Here is a 16922-nt window from a genome sequence, read left to right on the forward strand (position 1 = left end):
GTCTATTTGCAAATAAATTTAGTTATTTTCACACTAATGATGCCCACTGTTTCTAAATCAATCTCTTCTTTTCTATTACTTTTAAAGTAGCCCACATCAATAGCCCAACAATTATGACCAAAGGAATTGTTGTAAAAGGCGCAAGATTTCGTGGGGTATCATTGGAGACTTTTTGAAGCGTAATTTGCTGTTTTTCTGTTCTTTCGTATTCTTCAAAAAATCCATTTTCATTTAGATCATATTTTTCTAATTTATTTTCATAATACTTTTCCTGCATCACAATAAATAAATTAGCTAAGAGATAGAGGGTGAAAGAAAATATTAAACTGTATTTGATCTTATTTTTTGTCAATTTCATTTTTGGTTAAAATTTTTGAACAGTTATTTGGTTAACAAGTTCCACCGGTAGATGCTAACTTGTTGGTTTACTATTTTATTTTCCGGTTACTAAAATTATAGATTTTCTATAATATTCGCTATTTGAAATGAATCGCTGTTGTAACCAGTTTTAACCCACTGAACTTTTATTGCACTTATTTGATTATTTTTTAATTGCGTGTTATCTAAAATTTTAAATCCGTTCTTTCTATAAAATTCGATAGGGGATTTGTAAGTATTACCATTAACTTTAATATAACTGTCAGATTTTATAACCCACCTATTCACTTCTTTATTAGCTTCCTTAGCCATGTCCAGAAGTTGTGTACCGTATTTTTTTCCTTGAATTGCAGAATCTAAAATTGCTAAAAACCATCTTTCATTATCTCTGATGAAGTCTGAGTACCAACCTTTGACTTTATTTTTTTCATCTGTTACCAGGGTATGATTCTTATCTTTTAGCTTTTTTAAATAATCATCCAATTCTGATTCAATTAATTATGTAACTCTTGACCCAACCATTTGCTCTACTTCTTTTTAGCTTTTATGTGTCCATGGAAATTTCTCATACCAAAATTTAGTTACTTCAGAGGTGGTCATTGATTGGGTGATTTTGCTATGCTCTTCAGTTACTTGTACTCCGAAATAAGAAAAAATTTCTTTTTCTGCCTGCTTCCAAATCTTTTCTGTGTCAATTATAACACCATCCATATCAAAAGAAAACTTACCTTTCCTTCATAAAACCTTTCTAGTAATGAAGCCTAAAATCATAATTTTTGATGTGAATGAAACCCTTTTAAACCTAATCCCTTTAAAAGAAGAGATAAATGCCGCTCTGGAACATGAAATGGGTTTTGAGGTTTGGTTTCCAAAATTACTGCATTATTCCCTGGTGGAAACCACTACCGGTACCTACAATAATTTTAGTGAAATTGCCGCGGCTACCTTTAAAATGATCTCGGGGAAATTTGATAAGGATTTTTCTGATTCAGAAATTAAAAATATTCTTTCTGAAATCACTAAACTCCCTCCCTATCCAGATGTAAAACCAGGTTTGAAACAATTAAAAAATGCAGGCTATAAGCTTATTGCTTTTAGCAATGGCAAACCCGATGTTTTAAATGCACAGCTTAAATTTGCTGAAATAGATTCATTATTTGAAGGAATTTATAGCGTTGAAGAAATTAAAAAATACAAACCACATCCAGAAAGCTATCAATATATTCTAAACAAATACCAGGTTAAAGCTCAAAAAGCTTTAATGGTAGCGGCTCACTCCTGGGATATTATAGGTGCGCAACATGCCGGTTTGCAAACCTGTTTTGTAGAAAGACCCGGGAAAAAGTTTTATGATTTAGCCGAAAAACCTAATTTTTCAGTTTCAGAAATCACTTCTATTTTAGAGCAAATTAGCTAAAAAATGGGAAAACCACGGCTGCGCTTATTCCGAATAAAATATGGGCAATAATAAGTTGATGGTAGAATTGACTAAAATCAATTTCAGGAGGGTTTCTATTTAATTTAAACATCACCTTCCACCCTACAATCCCAACAATTCCAGCTATAAAACCCAAAAGAGCACCGGAAATTATTCCGACTGAAAAGTTGGTAAATTCCCATATAAGACAAAAAATAAAAACAAAGATCCAACCGATTATAAAATGAATAATCCAGCCAAAAAAATGATTTTTTGAAGGCTTTAGACTAATCATTTTAGATCTTGAAATTAAAGTGTTTAACAACTCTGGTTCCCTAAATTGTTTTGCTTTAAAATTAGAAAACAGATAACTAAAAACTGTCATTACAGTAGTCGCAACAAAACCCGAAGCTAAAATTGAGAAAACATCCATTGATTATTTTTTTGCAAAATAAATATAAGTAAAATACAAGCTTCCTGATATATAAAATTTTAGTCTTGTTCGATTAAAAAACTATAAAAGCTTCTAAAGGGCCTGTCATTAGATTGATCCATTAAATCAAGAAACTTTACCAGACCAAAAATGATTAAAACTGTTCTTGTGATTTTTTTCGCCTTCCGCTCATCTACATAAAATGGACACATGCTTAACAATTAATTTACCTTAAATTAACCTTCAGCTCATTCTATTAGGCTATCTTAAAAAAACTTATAGCAAACAGGTAAGCCTATATCAAAAGGCCTACAAAGCTTTTCTGTACTCGAATTATGAAACTTGAGAGCGAATGAAAGTATTTGGAAAAATAATAATGACCCTCGCGGTTTTACTAGGAAGTTTTGTGCTGATTGGCACTTTTACTTATGAACAGGAAAGTACCTTAAATGCCCCTCCAAAAATATTTGCTTTAGTTTTAGGCCTGGGAACCCTTGCTGCTATTTTTGTAATTTGGCAAAGAAAAAGTAATACTTCAGAAGAAGAAAACAATGCCGATTTTTAATTCTTCACTCTCCCTGTAAATTTCTTTACTTCATATTTCTGTTTCCTTTAGAAAGTTAAATCGGTCTAAAAGCCTTGTTATAATTCGCCTTTCTTACTCCTGATCACTAATTTTAGTAAAAATGCTAGAAAATGGAAAAAATTGAATTAGGAAAATCTGGATTAAAATCGGCTCCGATTATTTTTGGTGGTAATGTTTTTGGATGGACTCTCGATGAAAAAGAATCTTTTAAAATGCTTGACGAGCTATATGAACTCGGCTTCACTACCATAGACACTGCCGATGTTTATTCCCGTTGGGCAGATGCGGTTCCACACGGTACTTCAGAACGAATTATTGGCAAATGGATAAAAGACAGAAGAGTTAGGGATAAAATTAATTTAATTACCAAAGGCGGGTCTAGTTTGCAACCCGGCGGACCAAAAAATAATTCTCGAGATTATCTTACCGGGGCAGTGCAGGATTCACTCTCAAGGCTACAAACCGATTATATAGACCTTTATTTCACTCATTTTGATGACGGGGAAACACCGGTAAACCAAGCTCTGGAGGCTTACCAAAAGTTTATAGAAAGTGGTGAGATAAAACATATTGGCGCTTCAAATTTTTCTGCAGAAAGATTACAAAAATCTTTAAATATAGCCGCTGAAAATAACTTACCGGCCTACGAAGTTTTTCAACCCGAATACAACTTAATGGTACGGGATAAATTTGAAGGGGAAATTGAAGAAATTTGTAGTAAAAATAATTTAGGAGTCATTCCTTATTTTTCTCTCGCCAGTGGATTCTTAACCGGGAAATATAGAAAAAAAGAAGATTTTGAAGGCAAAGAGCGAAAAATGTTCGCCGATAAATTCCTGAATGATCGGGGTGAAAAAATCCTGAAAAGCCTTGATGAAATTTCAGAAAATCATAATATTTCTCAAGCAGGTGTTGCTCTTGCCTGGTTAATAAATAGACCAGGAGTAAGTGCACCAATTGCAAGTGCTACCAAATCTTCGCATTTAAAATCTTTTAAAGAAGCAGTTGAAGTTTCACTTTCAAGAGAAGATATGGAGGTTTTGAATAAAGGGAGTAAGCAAGAATAATAAAAAATAAAAACCCCTTATGGCGAAGAGATTGCTTCAGCTAAAAAGCTTCGCAATGACGGAAAAAACAAGCTATACGTCATTGCGAAGCCGCTTTTTTCGGCGGTTGAAGTAATCTCATCCAGGGAAATTAACTTGGAAAAAAATCAGGAATTAAGAAAAGATTGCCTGGTTATAATTCCCATAATGTCGAATTATTCCCAGCATTAATAGTTTACTTCAGAGTAAAATTTTTATTAACCTAAAACCTTTACTAATTCATCAAAATCTACTTTTTCCTGTTCGCCTGTTTTCATATTTTTCAGGGTAAATTTTTGCATTTCCATTTCTTCTTCTCCAGCCAGAATTACAAACGGAACTTCGCGTTTGTTAGCATAATTCATTTGCTTTTTCATTTTCGCTGCATCAGGAAATAGTTCCGCAGTAATACTTTCACTTCTCAATTTATTTACGGCTTTTAGCGCGTAAAGTGCTTCTTCATCACCAAAATTGATGAAAAGCGCTTTAGTATTTTGGGTAACGGCTTTAGGAAAAAGATCAAGTTCTTCTAAAACCAAATAAATACGATCTAAGCCAAAAGAAATTCCCACACCACTCACATCTTTTAAACCGAAAATTCCGGTTAAGTCGTCGTATCTTCCGCCGCCGCCTATTGAGCCCATTTGCACCTTTTCTGGAGCTGAAACTTCAAAAATAGCTCCTGTGTAATAATTAAGTCCACGAGCCAGGGTTACATCAAGATCAAGTTTGGCAGTTTTTAAAGGCATTTCAGCGATAGCCTTTTCAATAAATTCCAGCTCTTCAATACCTTCTTTTCCGGTTTCGGAAGAAGCCAATATTTCTTTAATTCCGGCAATTTTTTGAGTAAAAGAACCCTTTAAACTAAAAATTGGCTGAATTTTTTCAATGGCGTTTTCAGAAATTCCTTTTTGCAGCATTTCTTTCTTTACACCCTCTTCCCCTATCTTATCCAGTTTATCTAGTGCTACTGTGAAATCAATAAGTTTATCTTTTTCACCAATAACTTCGGCAAAACCAGATAGCACCTTTCGGTTATTAATTTTAATAGTGACACCTTCTAATTTTAAAGCTGAAAAAACTGCATCGTATAATTGCACGAATTCTACTTCCTGCCAAAGGCTTTTACTACCAACTACATCTGCATCACACTGAAAAAATTCTCTAAAACGTCCTTTTTGTGGTCTGTCAGCTCTCCAAACTGGCTGAATCTGGTAGCGCTTAAATGGGAAATCTATTTCATTTTGATGCTGCACTACATAACGAGCAAAGGGTACGGTAAGATCGTATCGCAAGGCTTTTTCACTAATTGAAGATGTGATCTTTAAGCTATCTCTATTTTTGTAAGCTTCAGCATCGGCTTTCTTAAGAAAATCGCCCGAATTCAAAATTTTAAAAATTAATCGATCTCCTTCTTCCCCATATTTCCCCATAAGGGTATCAGAATTCTCAAAACTTGGAGTCTCGATAGGTTGAAAACCAAATTTTTTAAATTCGGTTTTAATTTGGTCGAAAATAAAATTTCTTTTAGCGACTTCGGCCGGGTTAAAATCTCGAGTTCCTTTTGGGATAGAAGGTTTTTGTGCCATAAAATTTTTAGGGTATAACTACCATTTTTAGTTTAAAATTAGCGCCACAATGCGACTTAAACAGTGCTGCAAATATCTTAAATTTTAAATGAACCCAAACAAATTTCAGATTTTAAGTAACATTCTTCCATTTATGAAGTCTAACTAAATAGCACTGAAAAAACTTTCTATGTTCGGGTTATTTAAAGAAAACATAAGCATCGCTTTTAATTCCATTAAAAGTCAGTTACTTAGAACCATACTTACCGTGTTGATTATCGCTATTGGAATCACTGCGCTGGTTGGAATTTTGAGTGCGGTAACCGCGTTGGAAAATACTATTAGTAGTGATTTTGCCTCTATGGGAGCAAATACCTTTAATATTCAACGCTATGAGTTCAATTCTCAACGCCAGGGCGGCGGTGAAGTTGAAAAAGTAAATCCTATAATCACTTACCGGGAAGTACGTAAATTTGAAGAAAATTACCAGTATCCGAAAGCGCAAACTGCAGTATCATTTACTGGAACCGCAGGTGCTGAAGTTAAATATATCAACGAAAAAACCGATCCGGAAGTAAGGGTTCTTGGTGTTAACGAAAATTTTCTTGAGAATTCTGGTTTAAACGTAGAAAAAGGCCGGGAGTTCAATATTTTTGATATTCAAAATAATAATAATGTAGTAATACTGGGCTCTGATTTCGCCAAACCCGAAGGACTTTTTAAGGGTGCCGACCCTATAGATAAAATAATTAGTATAAGAGGCGGCAAATTTAGAGTTATTGGAATATTGGAATCAAAAGGCTCTACCTTTGGAAACAATCAAGATCTACGGGTTTTAATGCCAATACAAGTAGCTCGCTCTATGTTTACGCAGCCGCAAATAAACTATGCCGTAAGTGTGAAGGTTGATGATAAAGAATTATTGGAAGGCGCCCAGGATGAGGCAATCTTAACCTTTAGAAATATTAGGAAACTTAATCCTATAGAAGAAAATAATTTTGGACTGGAACGCAGTGACGATCTTATTAATCGAATTTTCTCCATTACCAGTTATCTAAATTACGCGGCCTGGATTATTTCTATCATTACCATATTTGGCTCCTCTATAGCTTTAATGAATATTATGTTAGTAAGCGTAACCGAAAGAACCCGCGAAATTGGTGTTAGAAAAGCCCTGGGAGCAAAACGAAAAACTATTGCTACCCAATTCTTTATGGAAACCCTTATTATTGGCCAAATAGGTGGCCTTTTAGGAATTATCCTTGGAATATTGATTGGTATAGCCGTTTCTGCCGCAGCTGATTTTGACTTTACCACACCCTGGGTTGCTATCCTCTGGGCTACAGCAATTACGATTTTAGTAGCTATTCTCGCCGGAAGTTATCCCGCAGCCAAAGCAGCAAAACAAGATCCTATAGAATCACTTAGGTATGAGTAGTGAGTAGTGAATAGTGAATAGTGAATAGTGAAATTAGAGATTCTTCATTAGATTTTATTAATCCCGGTAAAAGCATAAATGGAAGCTAAAGGCTACTATTTTTCATTCCTTTTTATTCTGAAAGATATTCCAGGAGTAAGCATTACAATACCGTAATTCACAGTGAATGTATTGCTTTTTTTAACGATGAGGCCGAATGTAGATAGAAGAGAAGTTGAAAAAACAGAACTAAAATAAATTATTTAGAAAATAAATTCAACGGATTCTTAGGCCGATTTTTAGCCTTATTTACTCTCTACCATATTATCAAAATAGCGATAAAGATCTCCTTTAGTAATATTCGCACCTTGTTTTATAAGTGCAAAAATATCCTTATTTCTATCCTCACTTAAAGCTTTAGAAGAAGTATAAATATTTACAGATTCATCCAGCAAATTAGTTTGTAGCCAGCTGTAACCTTTTCTTGTGGTTAGATCTACTCCTTCGTGTTCAATTTTAATTGCAATAAGATGAATCGTGACTTCAGTAATATGAAAAAGGTAAATTTGATTGGCAGAAAAATGTTCCAGGAATTCCACTTTATTTAGAACACCTTCCCAAATAAGGTCACTAAAAACATCAAGCTCCTGCTCTGCCGCTTTTGGTTGCTCTTTTTTTATTTTCTCCCATTCATCGGCAGTAATAGATTGTGAAGCGAGGAAATTAATGAATTCCTGCTTCATTTCTTCAAACTGTTCTTTGGTTAATCTGGAATATTTCATTCTTAATAAAAATTAAATAGATCGATAAAAATCGTCATCCTGAATATATTTCAGGATCTAATTTGTTAGTAATTCTAAACTTGTTAGAAGCTGAAACCAGTTCAGCTTGACGAAAATAATAACTCCGAAATGTTAATTGTGAATTAGGGTCTCAATAAAATAAGAAAAGCCCACTACTGGAGCGGGCTTTTAACTTTGTAATAAAATATATTAAGCTTCAGATACTACATCAAAATTGTAAGTAGTCACTACTTCACGATGAAAACGTAAAGTTGCTTCGTACTGTCCTAATCTCTTGATGTTTCCACCTGCTATGCTAATAAATTTCTTATCGATTTGGATTCCTTCTTTAGCGAAAGCTTCAGCTAAATCACCATTAGTGATAGATCCAAATAATTTGTCTCCAGCACCAGCTTTAGCAGTTAACTTAACCTCTACATTATTAAGTTTTTCTGCTTGCTTCTTAGCTTCATCGATATGTTTTTGCTCTTTATAGGCTCTTTGCTTCAGGGTTTCAGCTAAAACTTTTTTAGCCGAAGGAGTTGCAAGATGTGCATATCCCTGAGGAATAAGATAATTTCTGCCATAACCGTTCTTCACGTTTACAACATCATCTTTAAAACCTAAATTATCTACGTCTTGTCTAAGTATCAATTCCATAATTGCCTCTTTTTATTTTAGTAAATCACCAACATATGGCATTAACGCAAGGTGACGTGCTCTTTTTACAGCAACAGCCACTTTTCTTTGGTATTTTAAAGAAGTACCGGTTAGACGGCGAGGTAACAATTTACCTTGCTCGTTTACGAAACTCATCAACCAATCTGGATCCTTATAATCGACATACTTAATTCCAGACCTTTTAAAACGACAATACTTCTTCGTTTTACTAGTCTCTATATTAAGAGGAGTAAGATATCTAATCTCTCCGTCTTTTTTTCCTTTTGCTTGTTGTTCAATAGATGTAGCCATACTTACGCTTTTTCTTGTTGTCTTCTATTTCTTCTTTTCTCAGCCCAGTCGATAGCATGTTTGTCTAACTTCACAGTTAGGTAACGCATCATACGCTCGTCTCTTCTAAAAGCAAGTTCCAACGGCTCTATAGCCTCTCCTGGAGCTTTGAATTCAAACAGGTGGTAAAACCCGCTCTTTTTGTGTTGAACTGGGTAGGCTAACTTTCTAAGCCCCCAATCTTCTTTCGATACCATCTCGGCCCCTTTAGAAACAAGAAATTCTTCGTATTTCTGAACTGTCTCCTTTATCTGCTCATCAGATAAAACGGGATTCAAGATGAAAACAGTTTCATAAGTGTTCATAAAAATTTACTTTAAATTAAATTGAGTGCAAAAGTAGCTCATTTATTTCTATTTTCAAAGCATAAAAGTGAAGGAACTTTAATACTAAAAAACAAGTATTTTGCTTAAAAAAGCAAAAATTCCGATATCGGTAACAAAATATATAAAACTCAATTAATTAGTTTTAGATAAAGTTCAAATTAATCCGACGAATGTAAAGTTTATCTTGTAATTATGATATTTTATGTTTAATATTGTTATTACTTAACCTAACTGCCGTGGAAGAAATTTTACTCAAATGTATTGTTGTTGACGATTCTAGCTTGCAACGATTAGCTATCGTCAAGTTGATTAGAGACCATGCAAACCTTAAGCTAGTTTCGGAGTATAATAATGCTATTGAGACAAAAAATGGCCTTTTAGATAATGAAATCGATTTGATATTTCTAGATATTGAAATGCCTGTTCTAACAGGTTTTGAACTTTTAGACGATCTTCCAAATAAACCGCAAATTATCTTTGTAACCGGGAAAACACAGTATGCCTTTAAAGCTTTTGATTATGATGCGGTAGATTATATTCATAAACCGGTAACTAAAGAACGCTTCAATAACGCGGTTGCTAAAGCAATAAACTTATATAAATTAAAACATCAAATCGCCGCGGCGCCTGAAGATGAAGACTATATTTTTGTAAAAAGTAATCTTAAAAATCGAAAGGTTTTTCTAAACAAACTAAAGTATATACAGGCATTAGGAGATTATGTGAAATTTGTAACTGAAAAGGAAAACTTTGTGGTGCTCGCTACAATGAAGTCTTTTGAAGAGCAATTACCTAATGATAAGTTTCTTAGAACGCATAAATCTTATATTGTAAATCTAGATAAGATTGAGCGCTACAACTCTAAGAACATTGAGATTGATAAGCGAGGGTGTAATCTCAAGTCTGTCTAGACTTTGAAAATTAAATTAAAATTTTTAGACTAGATTATGACACAAGAAGAGATTAAGGAATTAAAGGAAAAAGCATTAAAACAATTTTTATCAGGAGAATCCCTAACCGGCAAAAACGGCGCTTTTGCTCCAATGCTTAGGGAGTTTATGGAAGAGGCCCTGGAAGCAGAAATGTCTTCGCACCTTTCCGATGAAGAAAAAGGCTCAAAAGCAGGTAATAAGCGTAATGGCAAAGGCAAAAAGACCCTAAAGAGCAGCCAAGGGGACGTCACCATTAACACGCCCCAGGATCGTAACAGTACCTTTGAGCCGGAGATCGTAGCGAAACGCCAGCGTATCCTGGCCGATAATTTAGAAAAGCAGATTATAGGCATGTACGGGATGGGCAATAGCCTGCGGGATATCTCAGCTCATATAGAGGAAATGTATGATTCCAAGATATCCACACACGTTCTAAGTGATATTACGGACCGGGTGATTCCCAAGGTTAAGGAATGGCAGGATCGCCCCTTGGAGCCGGTATATTGCATCCTATGGCTCGACGCGATGCACTTCAAGGTACGCGAAGAAGGCAAAGTAAAGCACAAGGCCTTGTATAATATTTTAGGAATAAATAAAGCTGGAAGAAAGGAAGTGCTGGGTATGTATATCTCGGAAAGTGAAGGGGCCAATTTTTGGCTTCAGGTGCTGACCCAATTAAACAACCGTGGCTTAAAAGATATTCTGATTGCCTGTACGGATAATCTTACGGGCTTTAGTGAAGCCATTCATTCTGTTTATCCCAAGACTGATATTCAGCTATGTATTGTCCACCAGATCCGCAATAGTATGAAGTATGTGGCCAGTAAGGATCAAAAAGATTTTATGAAAGACCTTAAACTGGTGTACAAGGCTGACACCAAAGACCAGGCTGAATCGGCTTTACTGGATCTGGAAGAAAAATGGGGCAAAAGATATCCCATAGTGATCCGTTCCTGGAATGATAACTGGGACCGATTGAGTGCTTATTTTGAATATACCGCACCCATTAGAAAACTCATATACACCACAAATGCCGTAGAGGCTTTTCACCGGCAGGTAAGAAAAGTAACCAAGACCAAAGGCGCTTTTACCAATGATATGGCACTATTGAAGCTGGTTTACCTAGCTACCAGAAGAATTGAAAAGAAATGGAACGCCCCACTGCAGAACTGGGGTTTGGTAGTTCAACAATTAGCTATTAAATTTGAAGGTCGGCTAGAGTTGGACTTAGCCACCAATGAAACGAAAAACTAAAATTTTCTTCTCCCGGGGGTACCCCCGGGAGAAGAAGCAGACAGAGTTGAGCTAACACTCCCTGATAAGCAAAAGTTACCACTTAGTCGCCATAAGAAAACTAACTTGGTTGAAGCTTTAAGCGCTATTCAATAAACTAATTACTTCACAATTAATTATAATCTCTCAACCTTACTATTTTCAGGTTCTAACTTATCAACAAAATAGATCCTGAAACCAGTGAAGAATTATATCCAAAGAAGTCAGTCTACTTATATAGGATCTACATTAATTACCACTTTTACGCTTCTAAACGCTCCAATAGCTTTAAAACTTTCCATAATACGTTGAAGCAATTCTTTTGTTTTTCCTAACGATTGTTGCTGCGGAATTTTAAGCAGAATATTCTTATAATACTCATTTCTAATTCTGGCAACGGGTGGAAATTCTGGCCCCAACACATTTTCTTTAAAAACATTTTTCATTCCTGTAGCTAACCAGTCGGCACCATCATTTGTTTTAGAATAATCCCGGCATTTTAAAGTAATTCTAATCAGGCGGTAAAATGGCGGATACTTATAATTGTAACGTTCTTCTAACTGATCTTTATACATCCCGGCATAATCTCCCATAGAAACCTGTTGAATAATCTGGTGATGTGGATTGTAACTTTGAATCAATACCTTCCCCCGTTTCTTTGTTCTCCCTGCTCTACCGGCCACCTGAAGCATTAGCTGGAAACTGCGTTCATGAGCTCTAAAATCAGGAAAATTCAATAAATTATCGGCATTCATAATCCCTACCAGGTTCACCTTTCTAAAATCAAGTCCCTTGGTAAGCATCTGGGTTCCTATTAGAATATCGATCTCCTGTTGTTCAAAAGCATTAATTAGTTTTTCATAAGCATATTTGCCACGGGTAGTATCCTGATCCATTCTTGCCGTTTTATAATCAGGAAAAATGGTTTTTAACTCGGTCTCAATTTGCTCAGTTCCAAAACCCTTGGTTGTAACTTCAGAACTGTCACAAGCCATACATTTTTTTTGCATTGCGATATGATAACCACAATAATGACAACGCAACTGGTTGTTATGGCTATGATAAGTCAAACTCACATCACAATTAGGACATTGTGGCGAATGCCCGCAAGTGTTACATTCCAATACTGGCGAAAATCCTCTACGATTTTGAAATAAAATCACCTGCTCTCCGCCATCCAGGGTTTCTTTTATTTCAGCGAGCATTTTATCAGAAAAATGCCCTTTCATCTCCTTCTTCTTATACTTGGTTTTTATATCTACAATTTCAATCTCCGGCTCCAGGACATCACCATATCTTCGGTTTAATTCTACAAAAGCATATTTATGATGCTTAGCGTTGAAATAAGATTCCAGAGAAGGCGTTGCCGATCCTAAAACTGTTTTCGCCTTAAAAAAATTAGCCAGAACTATCGCGGCATCCCGTGCATGGTAGCGCGGAGCCGGATCAAATTGCTTAAAGGAAGTTTCATGTTCTTCATCTATCACCACTAAACCTAAATTGGCAAATGGAAGAAATATAGAGGAACGTGCGCCAATTACAATTCTGGCTTTTTCTGAATCTTCTAAAATATGACGGTACACCTCTACTCTTTCGTTAACCGAATATTTACTGTGATAAACTAAAACTTTATCACCAAAATAAGCTCGCAACCGTTCAATTAACTGGGTGGTTAGGGCAATTTCAGGTAAAACATATAGCGCCTGCTGGCCGTTTTCAATAATCTTTTCTATCAGTTTTATGTAAATCTCAGTTTTTCCGGAGGAAGTAATGCCGTGAAATAAACAAACATCCTGCTCCTGTAAACCTGCTTCTATTTCTGAAAACGCTTTCTGCTGAAGTTCACTTAACTGAATCCCCATTTGAGAAGCTTCTCCACTAAAAGCAACTCTATCGGTTTTTTCATAATATTCTTCAAGAATTCCCTTTTTGATAAGACTTTTAATAATTGCTGCTGAAACTCCCGATTTATCGCTTAGGTCTTTTACTTTTAATGGTTTCTTATGCTGCGCTTTTATGCTGAAAAAACTTAGCAAAGCTTCTTTTTGTTTAGGCGCCTTTTCTAATTCATCCAGAAGCTGATGCATCTTGACTTCATTATCATAATCAGGATTTAACCTTACATAGCGTATTTTTTTCGGCTTATACTGCTCATAGATCTCCTGGTTTAGCACTACCAATCCTTTTTGCACAAGTGCGTTAATAATAGGGAGCACGTTTTTTTTATCCAGAATTTTCATAACCTCCTGGATCTTTACCGAAGATTGCCGCTGCAAAGCTTCTATTACCAGGTATTCTTCATCCTCCAATTCGGCTTCTTCAATATTTGCATCTTTGGTTAGTTGCACAATACTTTCGCTTTCCAATAGAAAAGCACCGGGTAATGCCGCCTTTAGCACATCACCTTCAGCGCACATATAATAAGAAGCGATCCAGGCCCAAAACTTTAATTGATGTTTGGTAACTAAAGGGGTTTTATCTAAAATCTGATTTATAGGTTTTGCCTCATAAACCTGTGGTGGGTTTTGATGAATTGCAGCTGTAATTGCGGTATAAACTTTAGACTTCCCAAATGGTACAGCTACGCGCATCCCTTTTTCTAAAAAATTAGCTTCTGCTTCAGAAATAGTATAGGTGAAACGCTTTTGCAGCGGTAATGGTAAAATAACATCTATAAAATACGGCATATTGATGAAGTAAACTACCCTGGGATAACCACCAAGGCATAAAGTTGAAAATTTCTAAATATTTTGATTTAAGACTCGCGTAATAAATCTTACTTAATAAGTAAGTTTAGTCAAAAATAAAAACCATCCTTAAAAAGAATGGTTTTTAAACTATTTAATTTCTTAGAAAATTTATTCGGTCCGTTCCCAAACTTTGGTTTTGTAGAAAAAAGTGACATATCCACGAACATTAAGCTTATCGGGATTCTTATCATCAACCCAAATTTTCCCTTTATATTCTTTTCCAGATTTTGGATCAATTAAAGTACCGTCTACATATACGTCACCTTCCTTTTTAAAATCACGAATAACGTTTAGACCTTCTATGGGTTTGTTTTTAAGTTTTCCCTGGCATTCAGTACATTTACGATCACGGTGCTCTTCTTTGGTAATTCTTATTACTTTACCGTGAATGGCATTGTCTTTTTTATAAATCTCTACTATAGAATTTACACGACCGGCATCATTAACTACTTTCCATTTACCAAACACTTCCTGGGCCTGGAGACCTGAAGACATCAGGACAGATCCAAAAATTAATAGATTAAGTAAGTTGAATTTCGTTATCATTGTCATTATTTCTAATTTTTATTGTTCCCCCAGCATTCCCTCTTTAAGGTCATCATCTGCTGGTTCATTAGAAAGCCATATTCCAAATAAAGCCTTTTTAAACTCCATTCCCTGAATAGTACCACTTTCTTTTCCATTTTTATAGATTACCGAACCTTTATTTGGTAGGTAAACGAGGTCAAAAATATCCCCTTTATTGATCTCATCCTCAAAAAAGCTGATAAACTTCTTGATCTCGGCTGAAATTGGTGCTGTATTCCCACCGGTTGCATTTTCAAAACCTTCATTTACCGCATCCATCATTCGTTGACTGGTAATCATTTTTGAAACTATGTGCAATTTTATTGCCATTGCTTCATCCTTATTCATTATTTCCGAAGCATCCCCCGATTTGGTTTTAAGGTAAAGTCCGCCGGCATACATATCCATCCAGAACTTTTCTCTTACTCCTGCCCCGTTAAGGATTAGCTCTTCAGAACCATATTCTAAAGTATTGGGTAATGTTGCACCACCTATTTCGGTTTGTGCTGAAATTGAATTTAAGCCGAAAACGGCCACAAATAGGACTAATAGTTTTTTCATTTTTAATGTGGTTTTAGGTTGTTAATTTATTTAATTTTTTGCTTCATTTTTATTAAAGATGCATTTAATTCAAAACCTAACAGCAATATATTAGAATTTAACCAGATATACACCATTAATATTAATAATGCACCAATCGAGCCATAAAGCTCATTATAAGTAGAAAAATTTTCTATGTACAAACCAAAAAGGTAAGTGAATATTAAAATTAGAAAGGTAGTAAAGAAAGCTCCTATAGAAAAAAAACGTGCCTGACGTGCTTCTTTGGTACCAAAATAATACAGGGTTGCTACTGCTACATATATAAGTAGAATAAATACCAGGTACTTCACGAAAGCCGTGTTGATATCCATAAATTTTATGTTTAATTCATTGAAATCACTTACAGCATAGGTTAAATAAACAGCTAGAATTACAGTTAGTAATAACAGTAAAGCCATAACGAGTGAAACTCCAACCGCTACCAGGTATTGCCTTACAATAGATCTATTTGCATTGGTATGATAGGAGAATTCAAAACCTGTGAAAATTGCATTTATCCCATTAGTCATTAGAAAAATAGAAACAATAAATGCTATGGAAAGCAATCCTCCCCGTGGGGTATTAGCAATATCCAGGAAAATATCATTAAAAAAATCTGATGTATTTGGCGGTAGCAAAGAATCCATAAAGACCAGGAATTGCAGCTGAAAATCGTCTATAAAATTAATGTAGGGAATTAGGTTAAGCATAAACAGCAAAAACGGAAACAGCGCCATAAAAAAACTAAACGCAATAGCACTTGCCCTGGTAGAGAAGGTTCCTTTTATAATTCCGCCAGAATAAATTTCCCAAAGATCGTAAAGCGATAAACCATCAAAACCAGGCAAAATTATACCTTTGGTTTTATTTTCCCACCAATTTGAAAATTGTTCTATTTTAGATAGAAGGGCTTTTTTGGGCGCCATACATTATATTGCTTTTAGACTGAGGTCTAAATTATAAACTGAGTGCGTTAATGCTCCACTAGAAATATAATCTACACCACATTCTGCATATTTTCGGGCGGTATCAAGGGTAATTCCTCCACTAGATTCCGTTAAGCATTTACCATTAATAAGTTTTACCGCCTGCCGTGTATCTTCATAATTAAAATTATCTATTAAAATGCGATATACACCTTCACTTTCCAGAATTTCTTCAATTTCCTTTAAATTTCTCGCCTCAACAATAATTTTAAGATCAAGTTTATTTTCTTTAAGGTAATCTTTAGTTTTATTAATAGCTTTGGTAATTCCGCCGGCAAAATCTATATGATTATCCTTAAGCATAACCATATCATATAAAGCGAATCTATGGTTTTCTCCACCTCCAATTTTTACCGCCCATTTTTCTATAGCTCTAATCCCGGGTGTGGTTTTCCTGGTATCTAAGATTTTAGTATTAGTACCTTCTAATTTTTGAACAAAAGTGTTGGTTTTAGTTGCAATGGCGCTCATTCTTTGCATCGCGTTCAATACTAATCTTTCAGCTTTTAATATAGATTGCGAGCTTCCCTCAACATAAAAAGCAACATCACCACGCTCTATGGTTTCCCCATCTTTAATTAAAACTTCAACTTTTAATTGAGGGTCTACTTTTTCGAAAACTTTTAAGGCAAAATCCACTCCTGCCAAAATCCCTTTATCTTTCACCAATAGTTTGGCTTTGCCTTTAGCTTCAGCAGGAATGCAGGCTAAAGAGCTATGATCACCGTCCCCAACATCTTCTCTAATGGCGTTTTCTATAATAAGATTTATTTCTTTTTCAAATTGTGCTTTTGAGATCATTCGCAATACTTATTTTTGTAAATGTAGCA

The 16922-nt window shown here is 35.1% G+C and carries 20 protein-coding genes; 6 read left to right on the forward strand and 14 right to left on the reverse strand.

Features of this window, described 5'->3' with window-relative positions; genetic code table 11:
* Positions 1 to 52: 52 nt before the first annotated feature.
* The 3 genes from B5488_RS04370 to B5488_RS18380 all read right to left on the reverse strand — a co-directional run bounded on the left by B5488_RS04370 (position 53) and on the right by B5488_RS18380 (position 1089).
* A complete protein-coding gene (locus B5488_RS04370) occupies positions 53 to 358 on the reverse strand; it encodes a hypothetical protein (protein ID WP_079734155.1) in 306 nt (101 codons plus the stop codon).
* A 95-nt stretch (positions 359 to 453) separates the two neighbouring features.
* The gene (locus B5488_RS04375; protein WP_170065326.1) at positions 454 to 861 is read right to left on the reverse strand and encodes a GNAT family N-acetyltransferase; all 408 of its coding nucleotides are present in this window, start codon (positions 859 to 861) and stop codon (positions 454 to 456) included.
* A 54-nt stretch (positions 862 to 915) separates the two neighbouring features.
* Positions 916 to 1089, reverse strand: coding sequence for an HAD family hydrolase (locus tag B5488_RS18380; protein ID WP_146128794.1), 174 nt, complete (start codon positions 1087 to 1089; stop codon positions 916 to 918).
* 43 nt (positions 1090 to 1132) lie between these two features.
* Here B5488_RS18380 and B5488_RS04380 point away from each other — a divergent pair, with 43 nt between their 5' ends.
* A complete protein-coding gene (locus B5488_RS04380) occupies positions 1133 to 1795 on the forward strand; it encodes a haloacid dehalogenase type II (protein WP_079734157.1) in 663 nt (220 codons plus the stop codon).
* Here the strand turns inward: B5488_RS04380 and B5488_RS04385 are convergent.
* Entirely contained in the window at positions 1788 to 2228 is a 441-nt protein-coding gene (locus tag B5488_RS04385; protein ID WP_079734158.1) for a hypothetical protein, read from the reverse strand. The two genes, B5488_RS04380 and B5488_RS04385, sit on opposite strands and share 8 nt — an antisense overlap.
* A gap of 352 nt (positions 2229 to 2580) precedes the next feature.
* Here B5488_RS04385 and B5488_RS04390 point away from each other — a divergent pair, with 352 nt between their 5' ends.
* Together B5488_RS04390 and B5488_RS04395 are read left to right on the forward strand one after the other, a co-directional pair.
* Complete coding sequence (locus tag B5488_RS04390) at positions 2581 to 2793, forward strand: hypothetical protein (RefSeq protein ID WP_079734159.1); 213 nt, start codon at positions 2581 to 2583, stop codon at positions 2791 to 2793.
* A 131-nt stretch (positions 2794 to 2924) separates the two neighbouring features.
* Positions 2925 to 3881: an aldo/keto reductase gene (locus B5488_RS04395; protein WP_079734160.1), complete on the forward strand. Its 957-nt coding sequence runs from the start codon at positions 2925 to 2927 to the stop codon at positions 3879 to 3881.
* Between the two features lie 236 nt (positions 3882 to 4117).
* Here the strand turns inward: B5488_RS04395 and hisS are convergent, their stop codons facing one another.
* Positions 4118 to 5488, reverse strand: a complete 1371-nt coding sequence (gene hisS / locus B5488_RS04400; protein ID WP_079734161.1) for a histidine--tRNA ligase — start codon at positions 5486 to 5488, stop codon at positions 4118 to 4120.
* 169 nt (positions 5489 to 5657) lie between these two features.
* Here hisS and B5488_RS04405 point away from each other — a divergent pair, with 169 nt between their 5' ends.
* Positions 5658 to 6905, forward strand: a complete 1248-nt coding sequence (locus B5488_RS04405) for an ABC transporter permease (protein WP_079734162.1) — start codon at positions 5658 to 5660, stop codon at positions 6903 to 6905.
* A 284-nt stretch (positions 6906 to 7189) separates the two neighbouring features.
* On the opposite strand, the gene B5488_RS04410 is transcribed toward B5488_RS04405, so the two are convergent.
* The 4 genes from B5488_RS04410 to rpsF all read right to left on the reverse strand — a co-directional run bounded on the left by B5488_RS04410 (position 7190) and on the right by rpsF (position 8982).
* The gene (locus B5488_RS04410; RefSeq protein ID WP_079734163.1) at positions 7190 to 7666 is read right to left on the reverse strand and encodes a DUF6495 family protein; all 477 of its coding nucleotides are present in this window, start codon (positions 7664 to 7666) and stop codon (positions 7190 to 7192) included.
* A 210-nt stretch (positions 7667 to 7876) separates the two neighbouring features.
* The gene (rplI, locus tag B5488_RS04415) at positions 7877 to 8326 is read right to left on the reverse strand and encodes a 50S ribosomal protein L9 (protein ID WP_079734164.1); all 450 of its coding nucleotides are present in this window, start codon (positions 8324 to 8326) and stop codon (positions 7877 to 7879) included.
* A gap of 12 nt (positions 8327 to 8338) precedes the next feature.
* Complete coding sequence (gene rpsR, locus B5488_RS04420) at positions 8339 to 8638, reverse strand: 30S ribosomal protein S18 (RefSeq protein ID WP_037314517.1); 300 nt, start codon at positions 8636 to 8638, stop codon at positions 8339 to 8341.
* Between the two features lie 2 nt (positions 8639 to 8640).
* Positions 8641 to 8982, reverse strand: a complete 342-nt coding sequence (gene rpsF, locus B5488_RS04425) for a 30S ribosomal protein S6 (protein ID WP_070053068.1) — start codon at positions 8980 to 8982, stop codon at positions 8641 to 8643.
* A gap of 266 nt (positions 8983 to 9248) precedes the next feature.
* Between rpsF and B5488_RS04430 the strand changes: the two genes are divergently transcribed.
* Positions 9249 to 9914 carry a LytR/AlgR family response regulator transcription factor gene (locus tag B5488_RS04430; protein WP_079736525.1) on the forward strand — a complete coding sequence of 222 codons (666 nt, stop codon included), beginning with the start codon at positions 9249 to 9251 and terminating at the stop codon, positions 9912 to 9914.
* 36 nt (positions 9915 to 9950) lie between these two features.
* Positions 9951 to 11189 (forward strand): IS256 family transposase, encoded by a 1239-nt coding sequence (locus tag B5488_RS04435; protein ID WP_079733433.1) that lies wholly within the window; start codon positions 9951 to 9953, stop codon positions 11187 to 11189.
* Positions 11190 to 11440: 251 nt separating this feature from the next.
* On the opposite strand, the gene priA is transcribed toward B5488_RS04435, so the two are convergent.
* The 5 genes from priA to nadC form a co-directional block, all read right to left on the reverse strand.
* The gene (priA, locus tag B5488_RS04440) at positions 11441 to 13894 is read right to left on the reverse strand and encodes a replication restart helicase PriA (protein ID WP_079734165.1); all 2454 of its coding nucleotides are present in this window, start codon (positions 13892 to 13894) and stop codon (positions 11441 to 11443) included.
* A 171-nt stretch (positions 13895 to 14065) separates the two neighbouring features.
* Positions 14066 to 14509, reverse strand: coding sequence for a DUF2147 domain-containing protein (locus B5488_RS04445; RefSeq protein ID WP_231919806.1), 444 nt, complete (start codon positions 14507 to 14509; stop codon positions 14066 to 14068).
* Between the two features lie 12 nt (positions 14510 to 14521).
* Positions 14522 to 15085 (reverse strand): chalcone isomerase family protein, encoded by a 564-nt coding sequence (locus tag B5488_RS04450; protein WP_079734167.1) that lies wholly within the window; start codon positions 15083 to 15085, stop codon positions 14522 to 14524.
* Positions 15086 to 15111: 26 nt separating this feature from the next.
* Positions 15112 to 16032: a YihY/virulence factor BrkB family protein gene (locus B5488_RS04455; protein ID WP_079734168.1), complete on the reverse strand. Its 921-nt coding sequence runs from the start codon at positions 16030 to 16032 to the stop codon at positions 15112 to 15114.
* Between the two features lie 3 nt (positions 16033 to 16035).
* Positions 16036 to 16893: a carboxylating nicotinate-nucleotide diphosphorylase gene (nadC, locus tag B5488_RS04460; protein ID WP_079734169.1), complete on the reverse strand. Its 858-nt coding sequence runs from the start codon at positions 16891 to 16893 to the stop codon at positions 16036 to 16038.
* Positions 16894 to 16922: the final 29 nt, after the last annotated feature.

Origin of the sequence: Salegentibacter salegens (assembly GCF_900142975.1) — a bacterium.
Lineage (GTDB): Bacteria > Bacteroidota > Bacteroidia > Flavobacteriales > Flavobacteriaceae > Salegentibacter > Salegentibacter salegens.